19 protein-coding genes are annotated in these 20332 nt (G+C 71.7%); 10 read left to right on the forward strand and 9 right to left on the reverse strand.

What is annotated here, in order from left to right; genetic code table 11:
- Positions 1-5: 5 nt before the first annotated feature.
- The gene (locus tag ELY19_RS06225; protein ID WP_126195439.1) at positions 6-326 is read right to left on the reverse strand and encodes a hypothetical protein; all 321 of its coding nucleotides are present in this window, start codon (positions 324-326) and stop codon (positions 6-8) included.
- Between the two features lie 489 nt (positions 327-815).
- Between ELY19_RS06225 and ELY19_RS06230 the strand changes: the two genes are divergently transcribed.
- Positions 816-2012: a DUF7373 family lipoprotein gene (locus ELY19_RS06230; RefSeq protein ID WP_126195440.1), complete on the forward strand. Its 1197-nt coding sequence runs from the start codon at positions 816-818 to the stop codon at positions 2010-2012.
- Position 2013: 1 nt separating this feature from the next.
- On the opposite strand, the gene ELY19_RS06235 is transcribed toward ELY19_RS06230, so the two are convergent.
- Positions 2014-3324, reverse strand: a complete 1311-nt coding sequence (locus ELY19_RS06235; protein ID WP_126195441.1) for an ROK family transcriptional regulator — start codon at positions 3322-3324, stop codon at positions 2014-2016.
- A gap of 444 nt (positions 3325-3768) precedes the next feature.
- Between ELY19_RS06235 and ELY19_RS06240 the strand changes: the two genes are divergently transcribed.
- The 3 genes from ELY19_RS06240 (at position 3769) to ELY19_RS06250 (ending at position 6843) form a co-directional block, all read left to right on the forward strand.
- Positions 3769-5304: an ATP-binding cassette domain-containing protein gene (locus ELY19_RS06240; protein WP_126195442.1), complete on the forward strand. Its 1536-nt coding sequence runs from the start codon at positions 3769-3771 to the stop codon at positions 5302-5304.
- Positions 5305-5410: 106 nt separating this feature from the next.
- Positions 5411-6229 carry a Fic/DOC family protein gene (locus ELY19_RS06245; RefSeq protein WP_126195443.1) on the forward strand — a complete coding sequence of 273 codons (819 nt, stop codon included), beginning with the start codon at positions 5411-5413 and terminating at the stop codon, positions 6227-6229.
- Positions 6230-6282: 53 nt separating this feature from the next.
- Positions 6283-6843 carry a hypothetical protein gene (locus ELY19_RS06250; RefSeq protein ID WP_126195444.1) on the forward strand — a complete coding sequence of 187 codons (561 nt, stop codon included), beginning with the start codon at positions 6283-6285 and terminating at the stop codon, positions 6841-6843.
- A gap of 9 nt (positions 6844-6852) precedes the next feature.
- Here ELY19_RS06250 and ELY19_RS06255 read toward each other — a convergent pair whose 3' ends face one another.
- Positions 6853-8010, reverse strand: a complete 1158-nt coding sequence (locus ELY19_RS06255; RefSeq protein ID WP_126195445.1) for a winged helix-turn-helix domain-containing protein — start codon at positions 8008-8010, stop codon at positions 6853-6855.
- Positions 8007-8411 carry an NUDIX hydrolase gene (locus ELY19_RS06260; protein WP_126195446.1) on the reverse strand — a complete coding sequence of 135 codons (405 nt, stop codon included), beginning with the start codon at positions 8409-8411 and terminating at the stop codon, positions 8007-8009. The genes ELY19_RS06255 and ELY19_RS06260 overlap by 4 nt, the downstream gene beginning before the upstream one ends.
- A 164-nt stretch (positions 8412-8575) precedes the next feature.
- Between ELY19_RS06260 and ELY19_RS06265 the strand changes: the two genes are divergently transcribed.
- The gene (locus tag ELY19_RS06265) at positions 8576-9187 is read left to right on the forward strand and encodes a hypothetical protein (RefSeq protein ID WP_126195447.1); all 612 of its coding nucleotides are present in this window, start codon (positions 8576-8578) and stop codon (positions 9185-9187) included.
- A 22-nt stretch (positions 9188-9209) separates the two neighbouring features.
- Here ELY19_RS06265 and ELY19_RS06270 read toward each other — a convergent pair whose 3' ends face one another.
- On the reverse strand, positions 9210-10586 hold the full coding sequence (locus tag ELY19_RS06270) for an L-serine ammonia-lyase (RefSeq protein ID WP_126195448.1): 1377 nt from the start codon (positions 10584-10586) through the stop codon (positions 9210-9212).
- A 31-nt stretch (positions 10587-10617) separates the two neighbouring features.
- Between ELY19_RS06270 and ELY19_RS06275 the strand changes: the two genes are divergently transcribed.
- Positions 10618-11694 carry an adenylate/guanylate cyclase domain-containing protein gene (locus tag ELY19_RS06275; RefSeq protein WP_164711531.1) on the forward strand — a complete coding sequence of 359 codons (1077 nt, stop codon included), beginning with the start codon at positions 10618-10620 and terminating at the stop codon, positions 11692-11694.
- A gap of 73 nt (positions 11695-11767) precedes the next feature.
- Here ELY19_RS06275 and ELY19_RS06280 read toward each other — a convergent pair whose 3' ends face one another.
- Both ELY19_RS06280 and ELY19_RS06285 read right to left on the reverse strand, forming a co-directional pair.
- A complete protein-coding gene (locus ELY19_RS06280) occupies positions 11768-12085 on the reverse strand; it encodes a helix-turn-helix domain-containing protein (RefSeq protein WP_126195450.1) in 318 nt (105 codons plus the stop codon).
- 10 nt (positions 12086-12095) lie between these two features.
- A complete protein-coding gene (locus tag ELY19_RS06285; RefSeq protein ID WP_227966615.1) occupies positions 12096-13496 on the reverse strand; it encodes an MFS transporter in 1401 nt (466 codons plus the stop codon).
- Positions 13497-13581: 85 nt separating this feature from the next.
- Between ELY19_RS06285 and ELY19_RS06290 the strand changes: the two genes are divergently transcribed.
- Positions 13582-14940 carry an MFS transporter gene (locus tag ELY19_RS06290; RefSeq protein ID WP_164711532.1) on the forward strand — a complete coding sequence of 453 codons (1359 nt, stop codon included), beginning with the start codon at positions 13582-13584 and terminating at the stop codon, positions 14938-14940.
- On the opposite strand, the gene ELY19_RS06295 is transcribed toward ELY19_RS06290, so the two are convergent.
- The gene (locus tag ELY19_RS06295) at positions 14927-15832 is read right to left on the reverse strand and encodes a LysR family transcriptional regulator (protein WP_126198725.1); all 906 of its coding nucleotides are present in this window, start codon (positions 15830-15832) and stop codon (positions 14927-14929) included. The genes ELY19_RS06290 and ELY19_RS06295 overlap by 14 nt on opposite strands.
- An 82-nt stretch (positions 15833-15914) precedes the next feature.
- Between ELY19_RS06295 and ELY19_RS06300 the strand changes: the two genes are divergently transcribed.
- The gene (locus tag ELY19_RS06300) at positions 15915-16871 is read left to right on the forward strand and encodes a DMT family transporter (RefSeq protein ID WP_126195452.1); all 957 of its coding nucleotides are present in this window, start codon (positions 15915-15917) and stop codon (positions 16869-16871) included.
- Here the strand turns inward: ELY19_RS06300 and ELY19_RS06305 are convergent.
- Positions 16774-17547: an alpha/beta fold hydrolase gene (locus ELY19_RS06305; protein WP_126195453.1), complete on the reverse strand. Its 774-nt coding sequence runs from the start codon at positions 17545-17547 to the stop codon at positions 16774-16776. The genes ELY19_RS06300 and ELY19_RS06305 overlap by 98 nt on opposite strands.
- A 51-nt stretch (positions 17548-17598) precedes the next feature.
- On the opposite strand from ELY19_RS06305, the gene ELY19_RS06310 reads away from it, so the two are divergent.
- Both ELY19_RS06310 and ELY19_RS06315 read left to right on the forward strand, forming a co-directional pair.
- Positions 17599-19356 carry a GNAT family N-acetyltransferase gene (locus ELY19_RS06310; RefSeq protein WP_126195454.1) on the forward strand — a complete coding sequence of 586 codons (1758 nt, stop codon included), beginning with the start codon at positions 17599-17601 and terminating at the stop codon, positions 19354-19356.
- A 90-nt stretch (positions 19357-19446) separates the two neighbouring features.
- A complete protein-coding gene (locus tag ELY19_RS06315) occupies positions 19447-20331 on the forward strand; it encodes an SDR family oxidoreductase (RefSeq protein WP_126195455.1) in 885 nt (294 codons plus the stop codon).
- Position 20332 lies beyond the last annotated feature (1 nt).

A 20332-nucleotide genomic window follows, 5' to 3' on the forward strand; every position in this document is an offset into this window, starting at 1 on the left:
CGTGCTCACGAGGAAGCACCCACAGTCGACTGGGTCTCCACCCACAGCGACGGCCGCGATGTCGGGCCGTCGGGCGCCCGCCCGGACGTGCGGGCGGCCGTGAGGGCCTCGGCGGCCTCGAGCTCGGGCATGACGTCGTCGACGAGGTCGTCGATGGTCTCGACGATCCGCTCACCGTGCGGGCTGGTCCAGCCCACCGAGGAGCTGATCGAGGTCACGGTCGACCGCAACTGCGCCGTCGCGATCGCTGCGCGCGCCTCGATGGCCCGCGCACCGGCACTCTGGCCGAGGTTCGCACCGGCGTCCTTCTCGGAACTCAATGCCACCCTCCCGTCCTGCCCAGCCAGACGGCACAGACGTACCGACTGAATTCGTTGTCGCAAAAGAATGTACCACCCGTATTGCAACTGCACTTCTTTGAAGTCACCGTTGTTGGATTGCAAGATAGGCAGGTCAGGGCTCACAGGATCATGATTCTCAATTCCGGTTGTTGATCACGTTGTGCACCCTCGCGGCGCGCGACCTCGCTTCGCGACAACCCGCCCACAACCGCCGGCGACGAGCATCCGCCCCGAATCACCTAGAACACGTTGCACCACGAGCCAGTTCACCCTGAGGGGCCTGGTCGCCGGGCGCGAACCGGCATCGGGGCCCAGCGCCGGCACGTGAGTGGCGGCGGTCCGCGAAAGTGCTTCGTGAGCATCTGCATCGAACCCATGAATTCAGTTCCGTAATTTTCCCGCGCCCTCGGCCGGCGCGGTTCCGGCACCTCGCCGGCCGTGTCCCTCGAGTCGCGCTGTGCCAAGCTGTCCGTCATGAGGGGATTCCGACGCGATCGCATCGTGCTCGTCCTGGCGGCGGTGCTGGTCGCGACGACCGCCTGCGCCACCGTCGTCGACGGCACCGCCCAGCCCGACCCGAGCGCCGCCGCCCGTCTCGACACCGGCGGATATCCGACAGCACCGCGAGCCGTTCCTGCGCGCACGGATCCCAACGACCAGCGCGTGCAGGCCGGCTACGAGCTGTCGGGCGCCCTCGTCTCCCCGGCCGAGCTCGACGCGGCGTTCACCTTCTCGGCACCGGCGTCGACCCCCGTGCTCCCCTCACCGGAGTCGCTGGGACTGGTCTTCGGAATTCCGCTGGTGGCGGCGCTGTCGCAGACCAACACCTACGTCGGAGGCGCCGTCTCCGCACGTCAGACGACGCTGGTCGAACGCGAGACCGCCGACACCGCGCGCATGATGACCGCCGTCATCCGATATCGCAGCGCCGACCGGGCCGCCGCTGCCACGCAGGCCGTCAGCACCGAAACATCCTCGCCCGCTTCCCTTCCCGCACGGCCTGCAGCGGTTCCCGGCGCGGCGCTCCCGCGCCGGTCGCTGACCAGGGTGTGGTGGATGCCGTTCCAGGACTATCTGCTCATGATCGGCGTCGGCAACGTCCCCGACAGCAGAGCCGATGCCCTGGCCGCGACGTGGTTCGACCGCCAGACCGCCGCATTGCGCGCCATCACCGCCACGCCCGAACAACTCCTGAGCCTGCCCCCGGACCGCGACGGCATCATGTCGCTGACGCTGCCGAACGTGATCCGGACCAGCGACGGAGCGCAACTGGCGCTCGGCTACCTCACGCCGCGGGCCTGGGCGAACGCCGCCGCCGACGATTGGATGGCGACATGGGCGCTGCTCGAACGCGCGGGAGTGGATCTCGTCGGCACGGCCGAGTCGGCGGTGACCCGCACGCGCGGTGCGGCCAGCGCACGCTATCTGGCCGACGCGTACTGGTCGGGGGAGGCCAGCGGCACGCTCGGCACCGAGGAGCCGAAGGTGGCGGGCGTCCCCGACGGACGCTGCCTCTCCTTCATCACGCGCTCCAACGGCGAACCGCGCAAGGCATTCTCGTGCAGCTTCGCGTCGGGCCGCTACTACGTGCGGACGGGAGCCGTGAGCACGCTCGCGCAGGCGCACCAGCAGGCGGCCGCGAGCTACCTGATGGTCAAGAACGCGAAGTAGATCAGGCCGTCACCCGCGCGACGGCACCCAGCGGGTCGGTGTAGACACCGTCGAGCGCGGCCGCGCCGGCGGCCTGCTGCTGCACGCGACCACCGGCGCCGCTGACCCGCACGGACCGGCCGGGCTCGGCCGAGGTGGCCTTCAGCGCGGCGGAGACGTGCGGGAGGATCGCGGTGTGGTCGGTGAAGGCCTGGCCGCCCAGGATGAGCCGGTCGGGGTTGAAGATGTCGGCCACCAGTGCAGCGGCCTCGCCCAGCACCCGTCCGCGCTCGGCGACGATCGCTCGCGCCGTCTCATCGCCGCCGTCGGCCAGCTTGTGCAGATCCGCGATGGTCCGCACCGGAAGCTTCTGCGCGCGTGCGGCATCCACGACCGCGGTGTCGGTCACGGCGTCCTCGAGCCGACCGGTGCGCCTCGGGTCGAGGAGCTCGACGTTCCGCGTCGGGAGGTGGCCGATGGTGTGCGGGCCCGACTTCGGCGAGTGCACGGCGCCGTGCAGCGCCAACGCGACGCCCACGGTCTCGCGACCGTAGAAGTACAGCGTGGAACCCTGCGACTCGTACTCCTCCGACAGGTGGAGCTCGGCGGCGGCCATCGCCTCCACGTGCGGCGCGACGGTGACGGGAAGCCCGATCGCACCCGAAAGGCGTTCGCCCAGAGCGACGTCCTTCCAGCCGAGACGCGGATGGTCGGCGACCACGCCGCGGTCGTCCACGCGGCCGCCGATCGCGACGCCGGCGCCCAGCACGGTGCGGCCGTCCCAGCGGGCCAGGAAGCGCCGCGCGCTGGTCGCGATCACCGAGAGCACCTCGCCGGGCTCGCCGCTCTCGGGCGTGGGGATCTGGATGGCGCCGACGACCTTGCCGGCGACGTCGTGCATGGTCACCGTGCTCACGCGGAAACCGATGTGGATCCCGAGGGCGACGGGGCCGTTCGGGTCGACCTCGAGCGGCAGGCGGGGACGGCCGACGACGCCGCTGGCCGCACGATCGGCGCGCTCCCGCACGAGTCCCGCCTCGATCAGGGCCGTGACCTGGCGGTTCACGGTGGCGGCGGAGAGCTGCGTCTCGCGCACGATCTCGTCGCGCAGCACGAGGCCGCCGCGACGGATCACGCGCAGGACGGCCGCCGCGGGCTTCTCGGAGACGCGCAGCTGGGGCGCGAAGACACGGGCCGGTGCGGCGACCCTGGCCTGGCGTTCGCCGGCGGCGGGCCGGGCCAGAGGGTTACGGGGCCGGGCCGTGCGCGCCTGCGCGGGGCGGGCCTGCGGCGAGCGGGTGGCGGAAACGGCGGGAAGATCAACGACGGTCATGGTTCCTCGAAGGTGTGCGTACGCCGCGACCTCCGGGGCTACCCCGGGCGCTGGCGTGGAATGGAGTTGTCGAACGGATCAGCCCAGATGAAAGGGCCGGCGGAAGTGCGAGCGGGAACGCTCAGCAGCAGCACATTCGACAGTGCACGCGAACCATGGGGAGACGGCAGCCCAGCGCGACGGTCTCATAACCGACGCGCAGATGGGCCTCAAGACTCCCGGACATGTGTTGAAAGTAGCACCACACACCGCGCGCCGCACAAGCACCACGGGCCGGAGTGGGACGCAGATCACACTCGCTATCCCCCGAAATTCCGGTGCGAAGCGCAAGCACCCTTGTTTAGACTCGTCGCCATGCTGTCCTGAGACGTCTTCGGCCCTGCCGCTCGCACCCGGTGTGTCCACTCCACCCGTCGCGGCCCCTGACGACCTCAAGGAGCAATCATGGCTACCTCTCTCGCCGTCTCCGCACTGTCCCTGCGCTGGCCTGACGGCACCGTCGTCTTCGACGACCTGAGCTTCACCATCCCGGCCGGGCGGGCGGCCCTGGTCGGCGCCAACGGCGCCGGCAAGAGCACCGTGCTCCGCATCCTCGCAGGTCGGATCACCCCGACCGCCGGCTCCGTGAGCGGCACGGGCGTCGTCAGCTACGTGCCGCAACACCCGCAGGCCCGCCCGGAGGACACCCTGGCCGATGCGCTCGGGATCGGCGGCACCGTCGCCGCCCTGCGCCGCATCGAGGGCGGGTCGGCCGAGCCGGCGGACTTCGAGGCCGTCGGCGACGACTGGGACGTCGAGGAGCGCGCCACCGCCGTGCTCGACGGCCTGGGCCTGCGGCTCGGGGCCCTGGACCGGACCGTCGGGACGTTGTCCGGCGGCGAGGCCACCCTCCTCGCCATCGCCGGCCAGCTCCTCCTGCGGCCCGACACCCTGCTGCTCGACGAGCCGACCAACAACCTCGACGAGCGCGCCCGCGGGCTCCTCACCGAGGCGCTGGAACGGTTCGGCGGCACCGCCGTGGTGGTGAGTCACGACCTGACACTGCTCGAGCGCATGGACACCACGGTGGAGCTCTACCGCGGGGCCGTGCGCGTGTTCGGGGGTCCGTACTCGCACTACCGCGAGGTGCTCGACGCGGAGCAGGCCGCCGCGGAACAGGCGGTGACCTCGGCGAAGGTCGACCTCAAGGCGCAGCGCCGAGATCTGGTGGAGGCGCAGGTCAAGCTGGACCGTCGCGCGCGGTTCGCCGCGAAGGCCGAGGCGGAGAAGCGGGTCCCGAAGATCATCGCCGGCCTGCGGAAGAACGCCGCCGAGGTCTCGGCGGGCAAGCACCGCGGCCTCCACGAGGACCGCGTCGACTCCGCGCGCGACGCCCTCGACGCCGCCAAGGAGGGCGTCCGCGACGACCGCTCCGTCCGGATCGCCATGCCGGAGCCGGGTCCGGGACTGCACCGCATGCAACTCGACGACGGTCCGCTGCAGGTCGTGGGTCCGGAGCGGATCGCGCTCGTGGGACCCAACGGGGCGGGCAAGACGACGGTGCTGCGCCGCGCCATCGACGCCGCGCGGGCCGCGGAGCCGGCGACGGTGATCGGCTACGTCCCGCAGGACGTGCGCTTCGGTGCGGCTGAGGAGGGTTCGCTGCTGGACGCGGTGCGTGACGCCCACCCCGATCTCGACGCCCAGCACGCGCACGCCGCGCTCGCCCGGATGCTGTTCCGCGGGCGGCAGTCGGAGCGCATCGTCAGCACCCTCAGCGGCGGCGAACGCCTGCGGCTCGCGCTGGCGATCGCCCTGCTCGGGGATCCCGCGCCGTCGTTGCTGGCGCTGGACGAGCCGACCAACAACCTCGACGTCCCGTCGGTGGAACTGCTGGTGGAGGCGCTGAAGTCGTGGGAGGGCGCGCTCGTCGTCGTCTCGCACGACCGGGCCTTCCTCGACCTGCTGGATCTGACCCGCGAGGTCGAGATCACGCGATAGCCCTCGGTAATTTCGCGTTCTGCGGGCATCCGAAGCCGAATTCGGCCTCGGACTGCCCCTGAGCGCGAAATCTCCGGGGACTCGCATCGCTCGATATGCTGCGGGGATGGATCCAGCGGTCGTGCTGCGCGGGGCGATCGCGAACAGCGCTCTTGAGGGCTGGGCGCCGACGGCGCTGGACGTCGAGCGGCTCCTCGCGCTGGCAACGGGCGCGGTGCAACTCGACGACTACGTCGCCGCGTCGATCGACCGCGCCCTGCGCGCGGGCGAAGTCGGGCCGCCGGACTGCATCGAAGTGCCGCTCGAGTTCCCGGACACGTTCTATCCGGGCACGCGGATCCTGCGCAATCGCTTCGGGATCCGCGATCCGCGGGCGCTACGGCAGCTGGAGTTCGAGGTCGGGACCGCTCAGCAGTTCGGCATCGAGACCGGGCTCGTCGCGGTCCCCGCCACCTTCGACGGTGCGCATCTGGTCGCGATCCACCGCGCCCTCTTCGGCGCGGTCTATCCGTGGGCGGGCGTCTTCCGCCGGTATGACATGGGCCTGCGCGATCAGACCTTCGGCGCCACGTTGATCGAGCGCTACCTCGACGATGCGACGGTGATCCTCCAGCTCCCGTCCGAGGCGTTCGCGGCGGCAGTCGTGCCGCAGGAGCGCGATCGGCGCGCGTACGCGCATCGCGCGGCGACGGCGTACGCCTACCTCAACTGCGCCCATCCCTTCCGCGAGGGCAACGGGCGGGCCGCGAAAACGCTGTTGCAGCTCGTCGCCGTACGGGCCGGGTACCGGTTCGACTTCTCCGCGATCACCAAGAAGCAGTGGGACGGCGCTTCCCGTCGGTCCGCGCCCGACCCCGGCCACTACCGCCCCGACGCTCACGCCCTGTACCGCGTGTTCGAGGCCATCACGACTCCGATCGAGTAGCAGATACTCAGTTCGGAATACGCGATCCTGGATGCGGCACGTAGTCTCGGGGCATGGGTTTCGACTCGCAGAAGGACAGACTGGCAGCGTGGGGCCTGCTCGCCATCCCCGTGTACATCGCCGTTGCGTCCATCTACGTGCTCATCCACGTGACCGTCTTCTTCGTGTGCGCGTTCGTGATCGACGGCGTGCTCAGCACTGTTTTCGACGGTGCGGCCATCACGTCATCGGGGTGGTGGACGGCGGGTGTCGTCGCGCTCGCGATCGCCGCTTCGATCGGTATCGTCCGCACCTACGACCGCATCGTCCTCGGAATCCGTCGCAAGCGCGGCAAGGCACAGGCCGACTCCATCACGCTGCGCAAGGCAGCCGGAGAAGTGGTGTTCACGGCGGTCGACTGGGCCGAGTTGGTGCGCAACCTGGCCGTGTTGGTCCCTGCGCTCGCAGCGGCCCTACTCATCGTCAAGAACACCGCGGTGCCGTGGTTCGCCCCGTCGCCGTTCGTCACGAAACTACTGGTCGTATTCGTCGGAGTCCTCATCGCCTACCCGCTGTTCAAGGTCGAGGAACGGGTTCTCGGCGCCGCGAAGCGGCGTCGGCTACGCCGACTGTGACGCGTCGGCTCAGAGTCGATAGGACTCGAGCCCGAGCCAGCCGGCCATCTCGGCGACGGTCTGCTCCAACGCCGCCTCGGACTCGGCGTCGCGGCCGCCGGGCTCCCACGTGGTCGAGTGGATCAGCAGTTCCCCCGCCGCGCGGTCGGCCTTGACGTCGCAGCGGGCGACGATGCGGTCGCCGAACAGGAAGGGCAGCACGTAGTAACCGTGCACCCGCTTCTCCTTGGGCGTGTAGATCTCGATCCGGTAGAAGAAGTCGAACAGCGCCTCGGCCCGTTCGCGCTGCCACACGACGGGGTCGAAGGGCGAGAGCAGCGCCCGCGCGGCGATCGCCCGGGGGCGCTTGGCCTCCGCGTGCAGGTAGACGGTGCCGGGCCACCAGTCGGCCTCCACCGGTAGGAGTTCGCCTGCGGCCACGAGCTTCTCGACGGCGGGCACCGCCTGCGCCGTGGACAACCGGAAGTAGTCGCGCAGGCAGCGCAGCGTCCCGATTCCGTGCGCCTTCGCCGATTGCCGCAGCAGCTCGACGTACGCATCCTCGTCCGCGACCTCGCGCTCCGCGAGGGGGCCGAGCACCGTCGGCGTGGGCGCGTACAGCCGCTCGAACTGGCTGGTGCGGCCGGCGCTGGTGACCTCGCCCGCGTGGAAGAGCACCTCCAGCCCCTCCTTCACCGACGACCAGTTCCAGCCCCAGTGCGTCTTCTCCACCACCTGCTCGTGCTCCAGGTGCGCCTCGAGCGCGCGAGCGGTGAGCGGCGGCAGCTCGGCGAGCGCTCCGCGCAGCCGGTCCAGTTGACCGGGATGCCGGGCGTCGTAGCTCGCGAACCGCTGCGCCACCCGGTCAGCGGTCCGACGGTGCCGCAGCAGCGGCCAGGTCTCGGGCGGCACCAGCGAGGCCTCGTGGGCCCACGCCTCGACGAGCCGGCGCGGCGCCTTGTCGCGGGCGCGGTCGAGCAGCGCGGTGTCGTAGTCGCCGAGGCGCGCGAAGACGGGCAGGTACTGGCTGCGGGCGACCACGTTGACACTGTCGATCTGGATGAGCTTGAGCCGGTCGATGGTCTTCTGCACCTGCCGCATCGTCGGCGCCGAGGTGCCGGCGAAACCTGACTCGAAGCCCTGGGCGGCGAGGGCGATCCGCCGCGCCTGGGGCTGGGTGATCCTCATGCGGTAGGGGCGCCCGCCAGCCGCGGGAAGAGGTACTGCTCCAGCATCGGCGCGATGGTCACGTCGCCGTGGTCTGCGGGGTCGATCCAGCGGGCCTCAGTGATCTCCGCCGCGGCGCGCGGCTCGACCCGCAGGTCCGTGGCGAAGACGGTGGATTCGATATCGGTGTTCGCCTCGTTCGCGGCGGGGCCGCGCCACGAGACGAGGTGGGTGAGGTCTTCGGTCGTGAGCGAGACGCCCAGCTCCTCGTCGATCTCGCGGACCGCGCAGTCGATCGCGGCCTCCCCCGGTTCCAGCTTGCCGCCGGGCAGCATGAAGGCGTCGGTACCGCGTTTGCGGACCGTGAGCACCCGCCCGGCTTCGTCCCGGAAACACACCGCAGCCACCGTCAGCACGTCCATGCCGCCACCCTAGCGACCACCACCGACAGGTTCCGTCGGCGCCGGGTGCGGCCCGCGGACGCTACCGGGGAGTCGCCTGCGGCGCTCGATCGACTCCACATTTGCAACGGTAATATGTCCGCATCGACGCGGCGGTCGCCGCAGCGGGGCACGGGGAGGAACACATGACACAGGGACCACAGCCGCCGGAGTTCCCGGGGCAGCAGCCTGGAACGCCCCCGCACTTCCAGGGACAGCCGGGCATGCCGCCCCAGTTCCCGCCGCCCGCTCCCCCGAAGCAGTCGAGAAAGACGATCATCATCGTCGTCATCGCGGTCGTCATCGCGCTCATCGCGGGTGCAGCTCTGACTTTTGCCCTCACGCGCTCCAGCCAAACCTCGGGCACCGCCGCCCCATCCGCCGCGTCCAGTTCCTCGGCGATCTCATCCGCAGACTATCGACTTCGCGGAACCATGGTCTCGAAAGCGGCAGTGTGTACCGCTGGCGGGTTGACCTCGCAGCAGATTCCCAAGTTCGCGAAACCGCTCGACTACTCGACCCGGCCGAACCTGGACGCGGACATTGAGAAAGCTCGCCAGGATCTCTCCAGGCTGGCCTCCCGCATTTCGCCCAACGCTGCAGAGCCAATTCGTTCCACTCTGCAGGACTGGATCACCAGCTACGTGGACCTACTCGACTCGTTCTCACGACGCGAGCCCCCGGCCGACATCACCTGGAAGGGCGATCTCGTCGACAACCTCGCGGGTCAGATCAACCGAATCTGTCAGAGCAACTAGGCGCGCTAGGTACCAGACAAACTCAGCACTCCGGCACGTTGACGGCGAGGCCGCCGAGGGAGGTCTCCTTGTACTTCGACAGCATGTCGGCGCCGGTCTGGCGCATGGTCTCGATGGCCTGATCCAGCGAGACGCGGTGCGTGCCGTCGCCGTGCAGGGCGATGCGGGCGGCGTTCACGGCCTTGACCGAGGCGATGGCGTTGCGCTCGATGCACGGGATCTGCACGAGGCCGCCGATGGGGTCGCAGGTCAGGCCCAGGTTGTGCTCGATGCCGATCTCGGCGGCGTTCTCCACCTGCGCGGGCGTGGCACCCATGACCTGCGCGAGCGCGCCCGCGGCCATCGAGCACGCGGAGCCGACCTCGCCCTGGCAACCCACCTCGGCACCGGAGATCGACGCCCGCCGCTTGTAGAGCACCGCGATCGCGGCGGCGGTCAGCAGGTAGTCGCACACCGTCTCCTCGCGCCGCTCGGCGAGGTGCGGCCGGAACTTCAGCGCGTAGTACAGCACCGCCGGCACGATCCCCGCCGCGCCGTTGGTCGGCGCGGTGACGATCCGGCCACCGCAGGCGTTCTCCTCGTTGACCGCCATGGCCGCGACGTTGAGCCAGTCCATGGCGTCGGCACCGTCGGAATCGACGAGCCGGCGGTACAGGCCCGGCGCGCGCCGCTTGACCCCCAGCCCGCCGGGCAGCACGCCCTCGGCGCGGAAGCCCCGCTCGATGCAGGCCTCCATGACCTCCCAGATGTGCAGCAGCCCTGCGCGGACCTCCCGTTCCGCCACGTCCGACGGTCCGCCGTGCAGCGCGATCTCGTTCTCCAGCATCAGCTGCGGCACGGTGCGACCGGTGCGCGGGCAGGTCTCCAGGAGCGCGGCGGCGGTGTCGAAGTCGTGCGGCACGCCGGGGGTCCCGGCGAGCGGGTTCACGGTATCGGCGCCCGACTCGCGCTCGACGAAGCCGCCGCCGACGGAGTAGTAGACGGCTTCGTGCACCGTGCCGTCGGCGAGCTCGGCCCGGAACCGGATGCCGTTGGTGTGCCGCGGCAGCACCGTGAGTGGATGCAGCACGATCTGCTCGGCGCACAGCGCGACCTCGTCCCGCCCGCCGAACCTGATCCTGCGGGTGGCCTCGATCTCGGCGCCGCGCTTGTCCACGTGGTCGGGATCCACGGTCTCGGGCCGGTTGCCCTCGAGCCCCAGCAGCACCGCGGCGAAGGTGCCGTGCCCCCGGCCGGTGGCCGCGAGGGAGCCGTACAGGTCGACGGTGACGGCGCGCACCGTCGACGGGGCGGCCCGCAGCTCGTCGGCGAAGTCCGCGCCCGCCCGCATGGGCCCCACCGTGTGGGAACTCGAGGGGCCGATGCCCACCGAGAACAGGTCGAACACACTGATCGTCACTCTTCCAGCCTATGCCCCATACAGTGGACGCATGGGCGACGCCGAAGATCTGGATATCGACGGTCTGCTCCTCCCGGGCGAACGCAAGTACACCTTCCGTGAGCTCGCCGAGCAGGGCGGCATCGACGTGGAGGACCTCCGCGTGTGGTGGACCTCCGCGGGTTTCGCGGACCTGCGTGACGACGACCAGCCGGCGTTCACGGCGGACGACGTGGCCATCGTCAAGGACCTCGCCGACCTGTTCGCGCTGGACGTGATCGACCGCGAGGCGGTGCTGCCCGGGGCGCAGTCCCTCGGCCAGGCGATGTACCGGCTCGCCGAGTGGCAGGCCGGCATCGTCAAGGCCCACCTGGACACCGCGCACGACGCCGGGGTGACGGATCCGTCGGCGGGGGTCGCGCAGGTCATCGACAAGATGGAGAACCTGCAGGCCCACGTCTGGCGGCGGCACCTGTCGACGGCCACCCAGCGCCTCGTGACCCACGACTCGTCCGACGCGATGACCGCCATGATGGCGGTCGGCTTCGCGGACATGGTCGGGTACACGCGGCTGAGCCGCGGCCTCGCCGTGGAGGAGCTCAACACCCTGGTCGCGACGTTCGAGGCACGGATGCAGGCCGTGATCTACGGCGGCGGCGGATGGATCATCAAGGGCGTCGGCGACGAGGTGATGTTCGCGGCGGAGGATCCCGCGGCCGCGGCCCGCATCGGCCTCGAGCTGCAGGAGCCGCACGAGTACCCCGAGCTGGACGTCATCGAGATCGAGTTCCCCCAGCTGCGCGTGGGCATGGCCTACGGCGAGGTGTTGCAGCGCTACGGCGATCTGTTCGGCAGCGTCGTGAACCTGGCGGCCCGGCTGACCAGCGCGGCGCGCCCGGGCACCGTGCTCATCGACGACAACTTCACGCAGGCCATCGCCGACGAGCCGGGCCTCGCCACGCGCAGCCTGCGCGCGTACCGCGCCCGCGGCTTCCGGGCCGTGCACCCGCACCTGCTGCGCTATGACAAGGACACCCGCGCGGCGAAGGACGCCGAAGCAGCCGAGGCGGCCCAGGAGGCGGAGGCGGCCGCCGTTGCGGCTCCCGCCGAGGCGACCGAGAAGTCGTAACCGACCACCGGGTCCGCGAGTGCGGCCGAAAAACCACGGATACCGCAGGAAACCGACCGCACTTCGCCTGGAATCAGGCGGCGGCGAGAGCCACCGGGCGCGGGCGCGCGCCGAGCAGCTCGCGGTGCACGCCGCCGACGAACTCGATCATCGAGCCGCCGAGCGCATCGCAGACGCTGGCGAGGACCTCCGACGAGGCCTCCTTGCGCCCGCGCTCGACCTCCGACAGGTACTGCGTGGAGACACCGGCGTCGCGCGCGACCTCGGCCAGCGTGCGCCCCTGCCGGGTGCGCTCCTGCCGGAGCACGCGCCCGAAGACCTCGCGCAGCAGCGGGGGACGCGCGGCCTCCGCCGACTCGTGCGTCTCGATGCTCGCCACCCCGCTCGTCATACGCCTCAGCCTATCCGACGGTGCGGTCGGCGGGCGGAGCGTTCACGGTCGGCGAAACCGGCGCGTCGCGGGTGCCGTCCGCCGGCGCACCGGTCCGGGGCCCGACGGTGCCGTCGGCCCCGTCGTCCTCGGCGTCGCCGTCGTCCTCATCGCGCAACGGGTGCTCCAGTTCGTCCCGCGGCATCCGCGCGGCGAGGATCGCGACCACCGCGAGCGGGATCGGGACCAGTGCGGCCAGCGCGAACGTCGCCGTGAGACCGATCGCCTGACTCACCGGTCCGGCCAGCGCGAACGACAGCGGCATGAACACGAGGGAGACGAAGAAGTCCAGGCTCGAGACACGCCCCAGCAGCCTCCGCGGCACGCGGCGCTGCAGCAGCGTCCCCCAGATCACCACGGGCGCCTCGAACAGCACGCCGAGCACGAATCCCGCGATCACCATGGGCCACACGCTCTCGGCCATGCCGAACACCAGCATCGGCAGCGAGGCGACGCCCCAGATCCCCATCATCACGGTGAGGTACCGCCGGGGCATCGTGCGGGCGGCCATGAACAGCGCGCCCGCCACGCCACCGAAACCGTAGGCGGCCAGGATCATCGAGTGCTCACTCGCGGCGCCGTGCGCCTGGTCCTTGATCGCGAAGGGAAGCAGGACATCGATCGGGCCGACGGTGACGAGCACCATCAGGCTCGCGAAGAGCAGGGTCGCGAGCAGCCACGGCGTCCGCCGGACGTAGGCGATGCCCTCCCAGAGGTCGCGCAGCGGTGAGCCGGACTCGGGCCCGTCGGCACCGTCGGCCTCCGGGACCCGGATCCTCACCACCCAGAGCGCGGCGAACAGGCAGATCCCGCCGGCCACCAGCAGCGCGGAGCCCGGGTCGGCGACGGCGATGATCCACGCCGCGATCGCCGGGCCGACGGCCATCGCGGCCGCAGGGCGGACCGCGGACTCGTAGCCGTTGACGGCGAGCAGCTCACCCGGCGGCACGAGCCGCGGCACCAGCGCGGAGTAGGCCGGGAAGTAGAAGCCCGACACCAGGCCCAGGGCGAGCGAGCCCGCCATGAGGATCGGCACGGTGATGGCGTCCACGACGATCAGCGCGCCGATTCCGCCGATCACCGCGACCTTGAGGAGCTCCAGCACGAACAGGATCCGCTGCTGCGACACCCGGTCCGCGAGGACGCCACCGGCGAGCGTCGAGACGAGCAGGCCGATGGAGGCGGCGCCGGAGACCAGCGAGACGCTGGTGGCCGAGCCGCCCATGTCGATCACCTGCCACACCACGGAGACCAGCCACATGCCGTCGGTGGTCAGCGCGCAGAGCAGGGTGACGAAGAGGAGTCGGTAGTCCCGGCGCAGCAGCGGCCGCAGCATGCGGGGCACGCGGCGGGAGCTGACGTCGGTATGCACCTTCTCACGATGCCGCCGACGGGCTGTGCGATCAACCGAATTTCCGGTTGACCTCAACCATGGTCGACGTATTAGCGTGCCGAGGATGACCACCGATGCGGACGTTCAGACAGCACCCGATCGGGCCCGGCTGCGCTGGTTCCTGATCGGGTCCGTCGCGCTGATCGCGTTCTCCGCCTTCGAAACCCTCGCCGTGGGTACCGTGCTGCCGCGCGCCGCAGCCGAGTTCGGTGCCACCGCCGAGTACTCGGTGGCCTTCGGCGCCTCGTTCGCCGCGATGATCGTGGCGATCGCCTGGGTGGGGCCATGGGTGGACCGCGCCGGGGTGAAGCCTCCGCTGATCACAGGGGCGCTGCTGTTCGCGGCGGGCCTGGTGATCGTCGGGGCTGCGCCCGGCATGGGCGTGCTCGCGCTGGGCCGCGGGGTGCAGGGCCTGGGCAGCGGCCTCATCAGCGTGGTGCTCTATGCGATGGTGGGCCGGCTGGTCCCCGAGGAGGGCCGGCCGCGGGTCTTCGCCGCGTACTCGACGGCGTGGGTCGTGCCGTCCCTCGTCGGCCCGGCCCTCGCGGGCCTCGCGGTCGACACCGTGGGCTGGCGGTGGGTGTTCCTCGGTCTCGCCGGACCGTCCCTGCTCGCCCTGGCAGCGACCCTGCGCGCCACCGCCGGATTCGATGAATCCCCGTACCGCAACGACGACCCGCCGAACCGCGGGCTCCTGTTCGCCGCGCTCGCGGCGGGCGTGTCGATGGCCGTCGCCCAGTTCGCCGCGCCGAAGGACGGGGCCGGGTTCCTCGCCGTCGCCGTACTCTGCCTGGCCGTCGCGCTGGTGGCGACCCGGCGGATGCTGCCGGCCGGATCGTTGACCGGCCGGGCCGGCATCCCGCGGCTCATGCTCGCCAACCTGCTCATCGCGGGCGCGTTCTTCGCGGCCGAGATCTACGTGCCGCTCTATCTGGTGCACGTGGACCGGCTCTCGCCGTTCGCCGCGGGTTCGGTGATGACGGGCGCGGCGGTGCTGTGGGCGCTCGCATCGCAGATACAGGCACGCATCCCGGCGACCGGCGTCGCGCGACGCCGCCTGCCGCTGGTCGGGGCAGGGCTGCTCGCGCTCGCGCTGGCGTCGGTCACGGCGGCGTTCGCCGCCGACGCGCCGTGGCCGGTGATCTTCGTGGCATGGGGCATCGGTGGGTTCGGCATGGGACTCGCGCTGCCGTCGCTGTCGATCCTGCTGCTCGGCCTCAGCTCCGACGACGAGCAGGGCGCGAACTCCAGCGCGCTCAAGCTCTCCGAGGCAGTGGGCACCGCCCTCGCGATCGCCTGCGCCGGTGGGATCTTCGCGCAGACTCTCGCGTGGGGGCACACGGGATTCGCCGTGGCGCTGCTGGTGCCGCTCGCCTCTGCGGTGGCAACGGTCATCGTCGCCACCCGCCTCACGGCCGACTAGCGGTGGCGGCGGCCTCGCGGAGTAGGTGCATGGCCCTGCGCACCACGGGGTTCCGGCACTCGGAGTCCTTGACGTAGGCGACGATGGTGCGGCGCGGCGCGGGGTTGCAGACGTCGACGGCGACGGTGCCGGGCGGCAGCTCGGTGGCACCGAGACGGGGCAGCACGGTGACGCCGACGCCCCGCGCGACGAACCGCAGCGCTGAGGGGTAGTCGGTGGTCTCGACGACGAAGCGCGGCGTGAATCCCGCTGCGGCGCAGGCATCGAGCACCGCCTGACGGCAGGCGCCGCGCCGCACGTCGTTGTCGATCCACCGCTCGTGTTCGAGCTCGGCCATATCGACCAGCTCGCGGCCCGCGAATGCATGCTCGGCGGGCACGACGGCGACGTAGGACTCCACCACGAGGTCCTCGGCGGAGAAGCCCGGAACCGCGGTCGTCTGCGCATGCTCCTGCCGCACCGCGACGGCGAGATCGGGCCGGCGGGCGGCGATCTCGGTGACCTCGTCCTCGATGCGCAGGCGCAGGCGGGTGTCGGGGAACTCGGCGCTGAGCGTCTGCACGACCGACGGCATCCAATGCGTGCCCGCGGTGGCGAAGACGTTCATGGTGATCCGGTTGGCCTTGCCGGCCCGCAGGTCGTCGACGGTGGCGCCGAGATCGTTCAACCGGGCCAGGACCCCGTCGGCCTCCGTGGCCAGCACCCGCCCCGCGGGGGTGAGCTCGACGCCCCGTCCGACCCGTTCCAGCAGTTTGAGCCCCGTCTCGCGCTGCAGGGCGGCGACGTGCTGCGAGACGGCCGACGGCGTGTAGCCGAGGCTGGCCGCCGCCGCGGCCACCGACCCCGTAGCGGCGACGGAGCGGAAGATCATGAGCCGGTGCGCGTCCAGCATGAAGGCCTCCATTCAGTTCCACTGAATGATAATGCAGAAATATGCGCTTGTGCTTACTTCGCCGCGATCGCACAGTGAAGTCATGACGAAACGACTTCCCGCCCTGGCTCTCGTGGCCGTGATGTTCGCGTGGGCCTCCGCGTTCGTGGTGATCCGCGGGATCGGCCCGCACGTCTCCCCCATCGCCATGGCGGAGGGCCGCCTGCTGGTGGGCGGCGCCGTGCTCGGCGTCATCTGGGGGATGAACGCCCTGTACAACGGCGGCGTGCGGCTACCGCGCGGCCGCACGCTCGCGCTCACCGTCGGCTACGGTGCGCTGTGGTTCGCGCTCTACACGGTGCTGGTCAACGCCGCGGAGCGACACCTCGACGCCGGGACCACCGCCCTGCTCGTGAACATCGCGCCGATCATCGTCGCGATCCTGGCCGGCGCCTTCCTGCACGAGGGCTTCCCTCCGCTCCTGATGGCGGGCATCGCGATCAGCTTCGCCGGGGCGGCGATCATCGCCTTCACCGGCGACGGACGGCGCGACGGTGCCGGCGTCGCCCTCGCGATCGCCGCGGCCCTGCTCTACGGCATCAGCGTCGTGGCGCAGAAACTCGTACTGCGCACCGTCGACCCGCTCACCGCGACCGCGCTGGGCGCGGGGGTCGGCGCGATCGTGCTACTGCCGTGGGCGCCCCGGCTCTTCGACGAGTTGGCCGCGGCCCCGATGTCGAGCGCCGTCGGCGTGATCTACCTGGGGCTCGTGCCCACCGCGCTCGCCTTCCTGCTGTGGGCCTACGCGCTCGCGCACACCCCTGCCGGCGTCACCGCCTCGTCGTCCTACGCGGTTCCGGGTCTGTCGATCCTGCTGAGCTGGGCCTTCCTCGCGGAGACACCCACCGCGTGGGGACTGGTGGGCGGCGCCGCATGCCTCGTGGGCGTGGCGGTCTCGCGGCTCAGCCCGCGACGTCGTCGCACAGCACCGACGGCCACTCCTGCACGTCCTGCGGAGTCCGAGCGACCGACAGCGTCGCCCGCGGGAGCGCCCTGCTGAGCGCCTCGGCCGTCGACACCGGATGCGCGGGGTCGCCGATCCAGGCCAGGACGGTGACCGGCACGTCGATGCGGGCGATCTCCTCCAGCGCGGGGAGATCGCTCGCCGCGGCTCCGCGGAAGAGCGAGGGCAGGAGCGACTCCGGGACATCGGGGCGGGTCGGCGGGTGTTCGACGGTGGCCGGCGGCGGCACGGCGCCCTCGCCCGCGGCGAGGAACTCCTCCAGCCCGCGGGTCTCGATGAGGCCCGCGGCGGCGCGGTACTCGGCGGCCTTCGCGACGCGCGTCGCCCACGCGGTCGGCGGCACCATCAGGGTCAGTCCACTGAACCGCGCCGGCTCCCGCACCGCGGCGTGCAACAGCGTGCCGGTCCCCATCGACGGGCCCACGCCGTGCACCCGCTCCCCCGGGAACCAGTGGTCCAGGAGCCGCAGCAGGTCGTCGGCGAGATTCGGCCAGCGGTAGTCGTCGGGAACGGCGCGGCCCGTGGAGAAGCCGTGCCCGCGCGCGTCGTACCGCAGCAGGCGGGTGCCGCTGAGGCCGCGGCCGAGGTCCAGGTCCAGGACCCGATCGCGGGCGCGGCTGGAGGTCAGCCCGTGCAACTGCACCACGGGGCGACCGTGCTCGTCGCTGAACTCGGTGGCGAGCTCTGCTCCCGGTACTCGGAACGTCGGCATGGGGCCTTCTCACAGCGCGCAGGTGGATGGAGAGAGGGCTAGGGTACCGCCATGCGCCTGACCAACGTCGCCCACCTGCGCCTGCCGTTCGGCCGGCTGTACGGCTACGACGTCACGGCCTCGGAGCCGGGCGCGGCGCTCCCGGTGTCCTTCGACCAGGCGCGGCACGTGGCCGGCGGGGACCGCCCGGGATCGTGGATGGCCCTGTCGTTCCACCTCCCCGATCCGGTACCGCGCGAGCAGCTCGCCGCGGCGTGGCTCGCGGTGATCGCCCGCCACGGCACACTGCGGACCGCGTTCCTCCCCGCGGACACCGGTCCGGCCCTGCACGAGATCGAGGTCGGGCCCGGCGCGTGGGTCGAGCACCCCATCGGGCCCGGGCAGGCGGTGAACGACGCCCTGCGGGACGTGCTCGACGACGCCTGTTCCCCCTATCGCCGTCCGGCGCACCGGCTCTGCGTCCTGGAGACCGCCGCGGGACCGACGGTGATCGTGGCCGCCGACCACTCGCACACCGACATGTGGTCGATGCTCGTGATCGCGCGCGACCTGCTCGCCGCACTCGAGGACGTGCGGGCGGGGCGGGCACCGTCGACGGCGACCGTGCCGCCGTTCGTCGACCACACGCGCGCACTGGCGGACCGCCCGAGCGCGCCCGACGACGTGCGCCGCCGCTGGGCCGAGATCATCACCGCCAGCGGCGGAGTCATGCCGCTCTTCCCGCTGCCCCTGGGCACACCCGAGGCGCACCGGGAACGGGTGGAGGTCCGCGACGTCTTCGGCACCGACGAGGTCGCCGCGTTCGCCGCCGCTGCCCGCGAGGCGGGCGTCTCCACCCTCTCCGCGACGGTGGCGGCGCTGACCCGCGTGACCCTGGACCTCGCCGGCGCGCCGCTGCGCGCCGTGTTCCCCGTGCACAGCCGCTACGACGAGACCTGGCACGACTCGGTGGGCTGGTTCATCACCAACTCGGTGCTGGACTCCCCGTCCGCGGAGCCCGCCGCGGCGGCCGAGGCCGTGAAGGAGGCCGTGCGGCTCGGGTCGTGGCCGCTCGCCGACGTGCTCGAGCCGTGGGGCGGAATGCCGGAGGCGCCGGGCATGTTCGCGATCTCCTGGCTGGACCTGCGCCGGCTGCCCGTCCGCGTGGACGCGACCCGGCTGGACGCGCAGTACGTCGGCGCCACCATCCGCACCGACGGCGTCATGCTGTGGTTCATCCTCGACGAGGCAGGGCTGCACCTGCGGTGCCGCTACCCCGACACCCTCGAGGCCCGCGCGAACGTGGGCGCCTGGCTCGACGGGGTGGTCCGCGAGCTGCAGGCCCGCGCCGCCGTCGGCGGGGTGCTCCGCGGCGTCGGCGGCATCTACCGGATCGAACGCGCGCGCCGCGACGACGTGCCCGCGATCGTCGCGCTGCTCGCCGACGACGAGCTCGGCGCGGCCCGGGAGGTGGGCGATGCCGCGGAGTACGACAGCGCATTCGAGCTGGTGACCCGCGACCGCTCGCAGTACCTCGCCGTCGTGCGGGACGAGGCCGGCGACGTCGTGGGCACGATGCACCTGACGGTGATCCCCGGCCTGTCCCGCAGCGGCGCGACGCGATTGCAGATCGAGGGCGTCCGCGTGGCGCGGGGCCATCGCTCACAGGGCCTCGGCACGGCGATGATCGAGTGGGCGCACCACCACGGCCGCACCCACGGGGCCGTGCTCTCGCAGCTCACCACCGACGTCTCCCGGGAGCGGGCGCGCGCCTTCTACACGCGGCTCGGCTACCGCTCCGAGCACGTCGGCCTCAAGCGCACGTTGTAGGGCGCGCTCAAACACTGATGACAGCCGCTGACATCAGGCGTACAGTCAGTGATGTCAGTAGCTGACATCACTGGTTCAGGAGGATCTCACATGCGTTTCTTCGTCACCGGCGCGTCCGGCTTCGTCGGCTCCGCGGTGGTCACCGAGCTGCTCGGCGCCGGGCACGACGTCACCGGTCTGGTGCGGTCCGACCGCGCCGCCGAATCCGTCCGCGCGCTGGGTGCCGAGCCCCTCCGCGGCACCATCGAGGAGACCGCGACGCTCCGCGCGGCCGCCGCGGCCGCGGACGGGGTCATCCACCTCGCCTTCAACCACGACTTCTCACAGTTCGCCGAGTCGGCGCGCGTCGAAGTGGCCGCCATCGAGGCGATCGGCGACGAACTCTCCGGGTCCGGACGGCCACTGGTCATCGCTTCGGGGCTGCTCGGGCTGACGAGCGGTCGCGAGGCGCGCGAGACAGACCCCGCCCCGGAATCCCCGCGGACCGCCGGATTCGCCGCTGCGCTGGCGCTCGCGGAGCGCGGCGTCCGATCGTCGGTGGTCCGGCTGGCGCCGTCGGTGCACGACACCGTGCCCGCCGGGTTCGTCGGCCGCCTCGCCGGGATCGCCCGCGACGCCGGTCGTTCCGGATACGTCGGCGACGGGTCGCAGCGCTGGCCGGCGGTGCACCGCCACGACGCCGCGCGCCTGTTCCGCCTGGCCGCCGAGAAGGGCGGCGCAGGATCGGTCTTCCACGCCGCCGGCGAGGCGGTCGCGGTGGCGGACATCGCCGCCGCGGTCGGCGGGCTCATGGGCGTCCCGACCGAGGCGGTCGAGCCCCGCGACGCCGGAACCCGATTCGGTTTCCTCGCACCGCTGCTCGCCCTCGACACGACCGCGTCGACCGAACGCACCCGCGCCGCGCTGGGCTGGGCACCCGAGAGCGCGAGCCTCCTCGACGACATCGCACGCTGGGATCCCGCGGCCGTTTCGTAGG

It is taken from the genome of Tsukamurella paurometabola (assembly GCF_900631615.1).
Lineage (GTDB): Bacteria > Actinomycetota > Actinomycetes > Mycobacteriales > Mycobacteriaceae > Tsukamurella > Tsukamurella paurometabola_A.

Excerpts from the sequence above, each read along its gene's own strand:
- ELY19_RS06230 (WP_126195440.1), top strand. The coding sequence starts at position 816 with ATGAGGGGATTCCGACGCGATCGCATCGTGCTCGTCCTGGCGGCGGTG.
- ELY19_RS06235 (WP_126195441.1), bottom strand. The coding sequence starts at position 3,324 with ATGACCGTCGTTGATCTTCCCGCCGTTTCCGCCACCCGCTCGCCGCAG.
- ELY19_RS06240 (WP_126195442.1), top strand. The coding sequence starts at position 3,769 with ATGGCTACCTCTCTCGCCGTCTCCGCACTGTCCCTGCGCTGGCCTGAC.
- ELY19_RS06245 (WP_126195443.1), top strand. The coding sequence starts at position 5,411 with ATGGATCCAGCGGTCGTGCTGCGCGGGGCGATCGCGAACAGCGCTCTT.
- ELY19_RS06250 (WP_126195444.1), top strand. The coding sequence starts at position 6,283 with ATGGGTTTCGACTCGCAGAAGGACAGACTGGCAGCGTGGGGCCTGCTC.
- ELY19_RS06255 (WP_126195445.1), bottom strand. The coding sequence starts at position 8,010 with ATGAGGATCACCCAGCCCCAGGCGCGGCGGATCGCCCTCGCCGCCCAG.
- ELY19_RS06260 (WP_126195446.1), bottom strand. The coding sequence starts at position 8,411 with ATGGACGTGCTGACGGTGGCTGCGGTGTGTTTCCGGGACGAAGCCGGG.
- ELY19_RS06265 (WP_126195447.1), top strand. The coding sequence starts at position 8,576 with ATGACACAGGGACCACAGCCGCCGGAGTTCCCGGGGCAGCAGCCTGGA.
- ELY19_RS06275 (WP_164711531.1), top strand. The coding sequence starts at position 10,618 with ATGGGCGACGCCGAAGATCTGGATATCGACGGTCTGCTCCTCCCGGGC.
- ELY19_RS06280 (WP_126195450.1), bottom strand. The coding sequence starts at position 12,085 with ATGACGAGCGGGGTGGCGAGCATCGAGACGCACGAGTCGGCGGAGGCC.
- ELY19_RS06290 (WP_164711532.1), top strand. The coding sequence starts at position 13,582 with ATGACCACCGATGCGGACGTTCAGACAGCACCCGATCGGGCCCGGCTG.
- ELY19_RS06295 (WP_126198725.1), bottom strand. The coding sequence starts at position 15,832 with ATGCTGGACGCGCACCGGCTCATGATCTTCCGCTCCGTCGCCGCTACG.
- ELY19_RS06300 (WP_126195452.1), top strand. The coding sequence starts at position 15,915 with ATGACGAAACGACTTCCCGCCCTGGCTCTCGTGGCCGTGATGTTCGCG.
- ELY19_RS06305 (WP_126195453.1), bottom strand. The coding sequence starts at position 17,547 with ATGCCGACGTTCCGAGTACCGGGAGCAGAGCTCGCCACCGAGTTCAGC.
- ELY19_RS06310 (WP_126195454.1), top strand. The coding sequence starts at position 17,599 with ATGCGCCTGACCAACGTCGCCCACCTGCGCCTGCCGTTCGGCCGGCTG.
- ELY19_RS06315 (WP_126195455.1), top strand. The coding sequence starts at position 19,447 with ATGCGTTTCTTCGTCACCGGCGCGTCCGGCTTCGTCGGCTCCGCGGTG.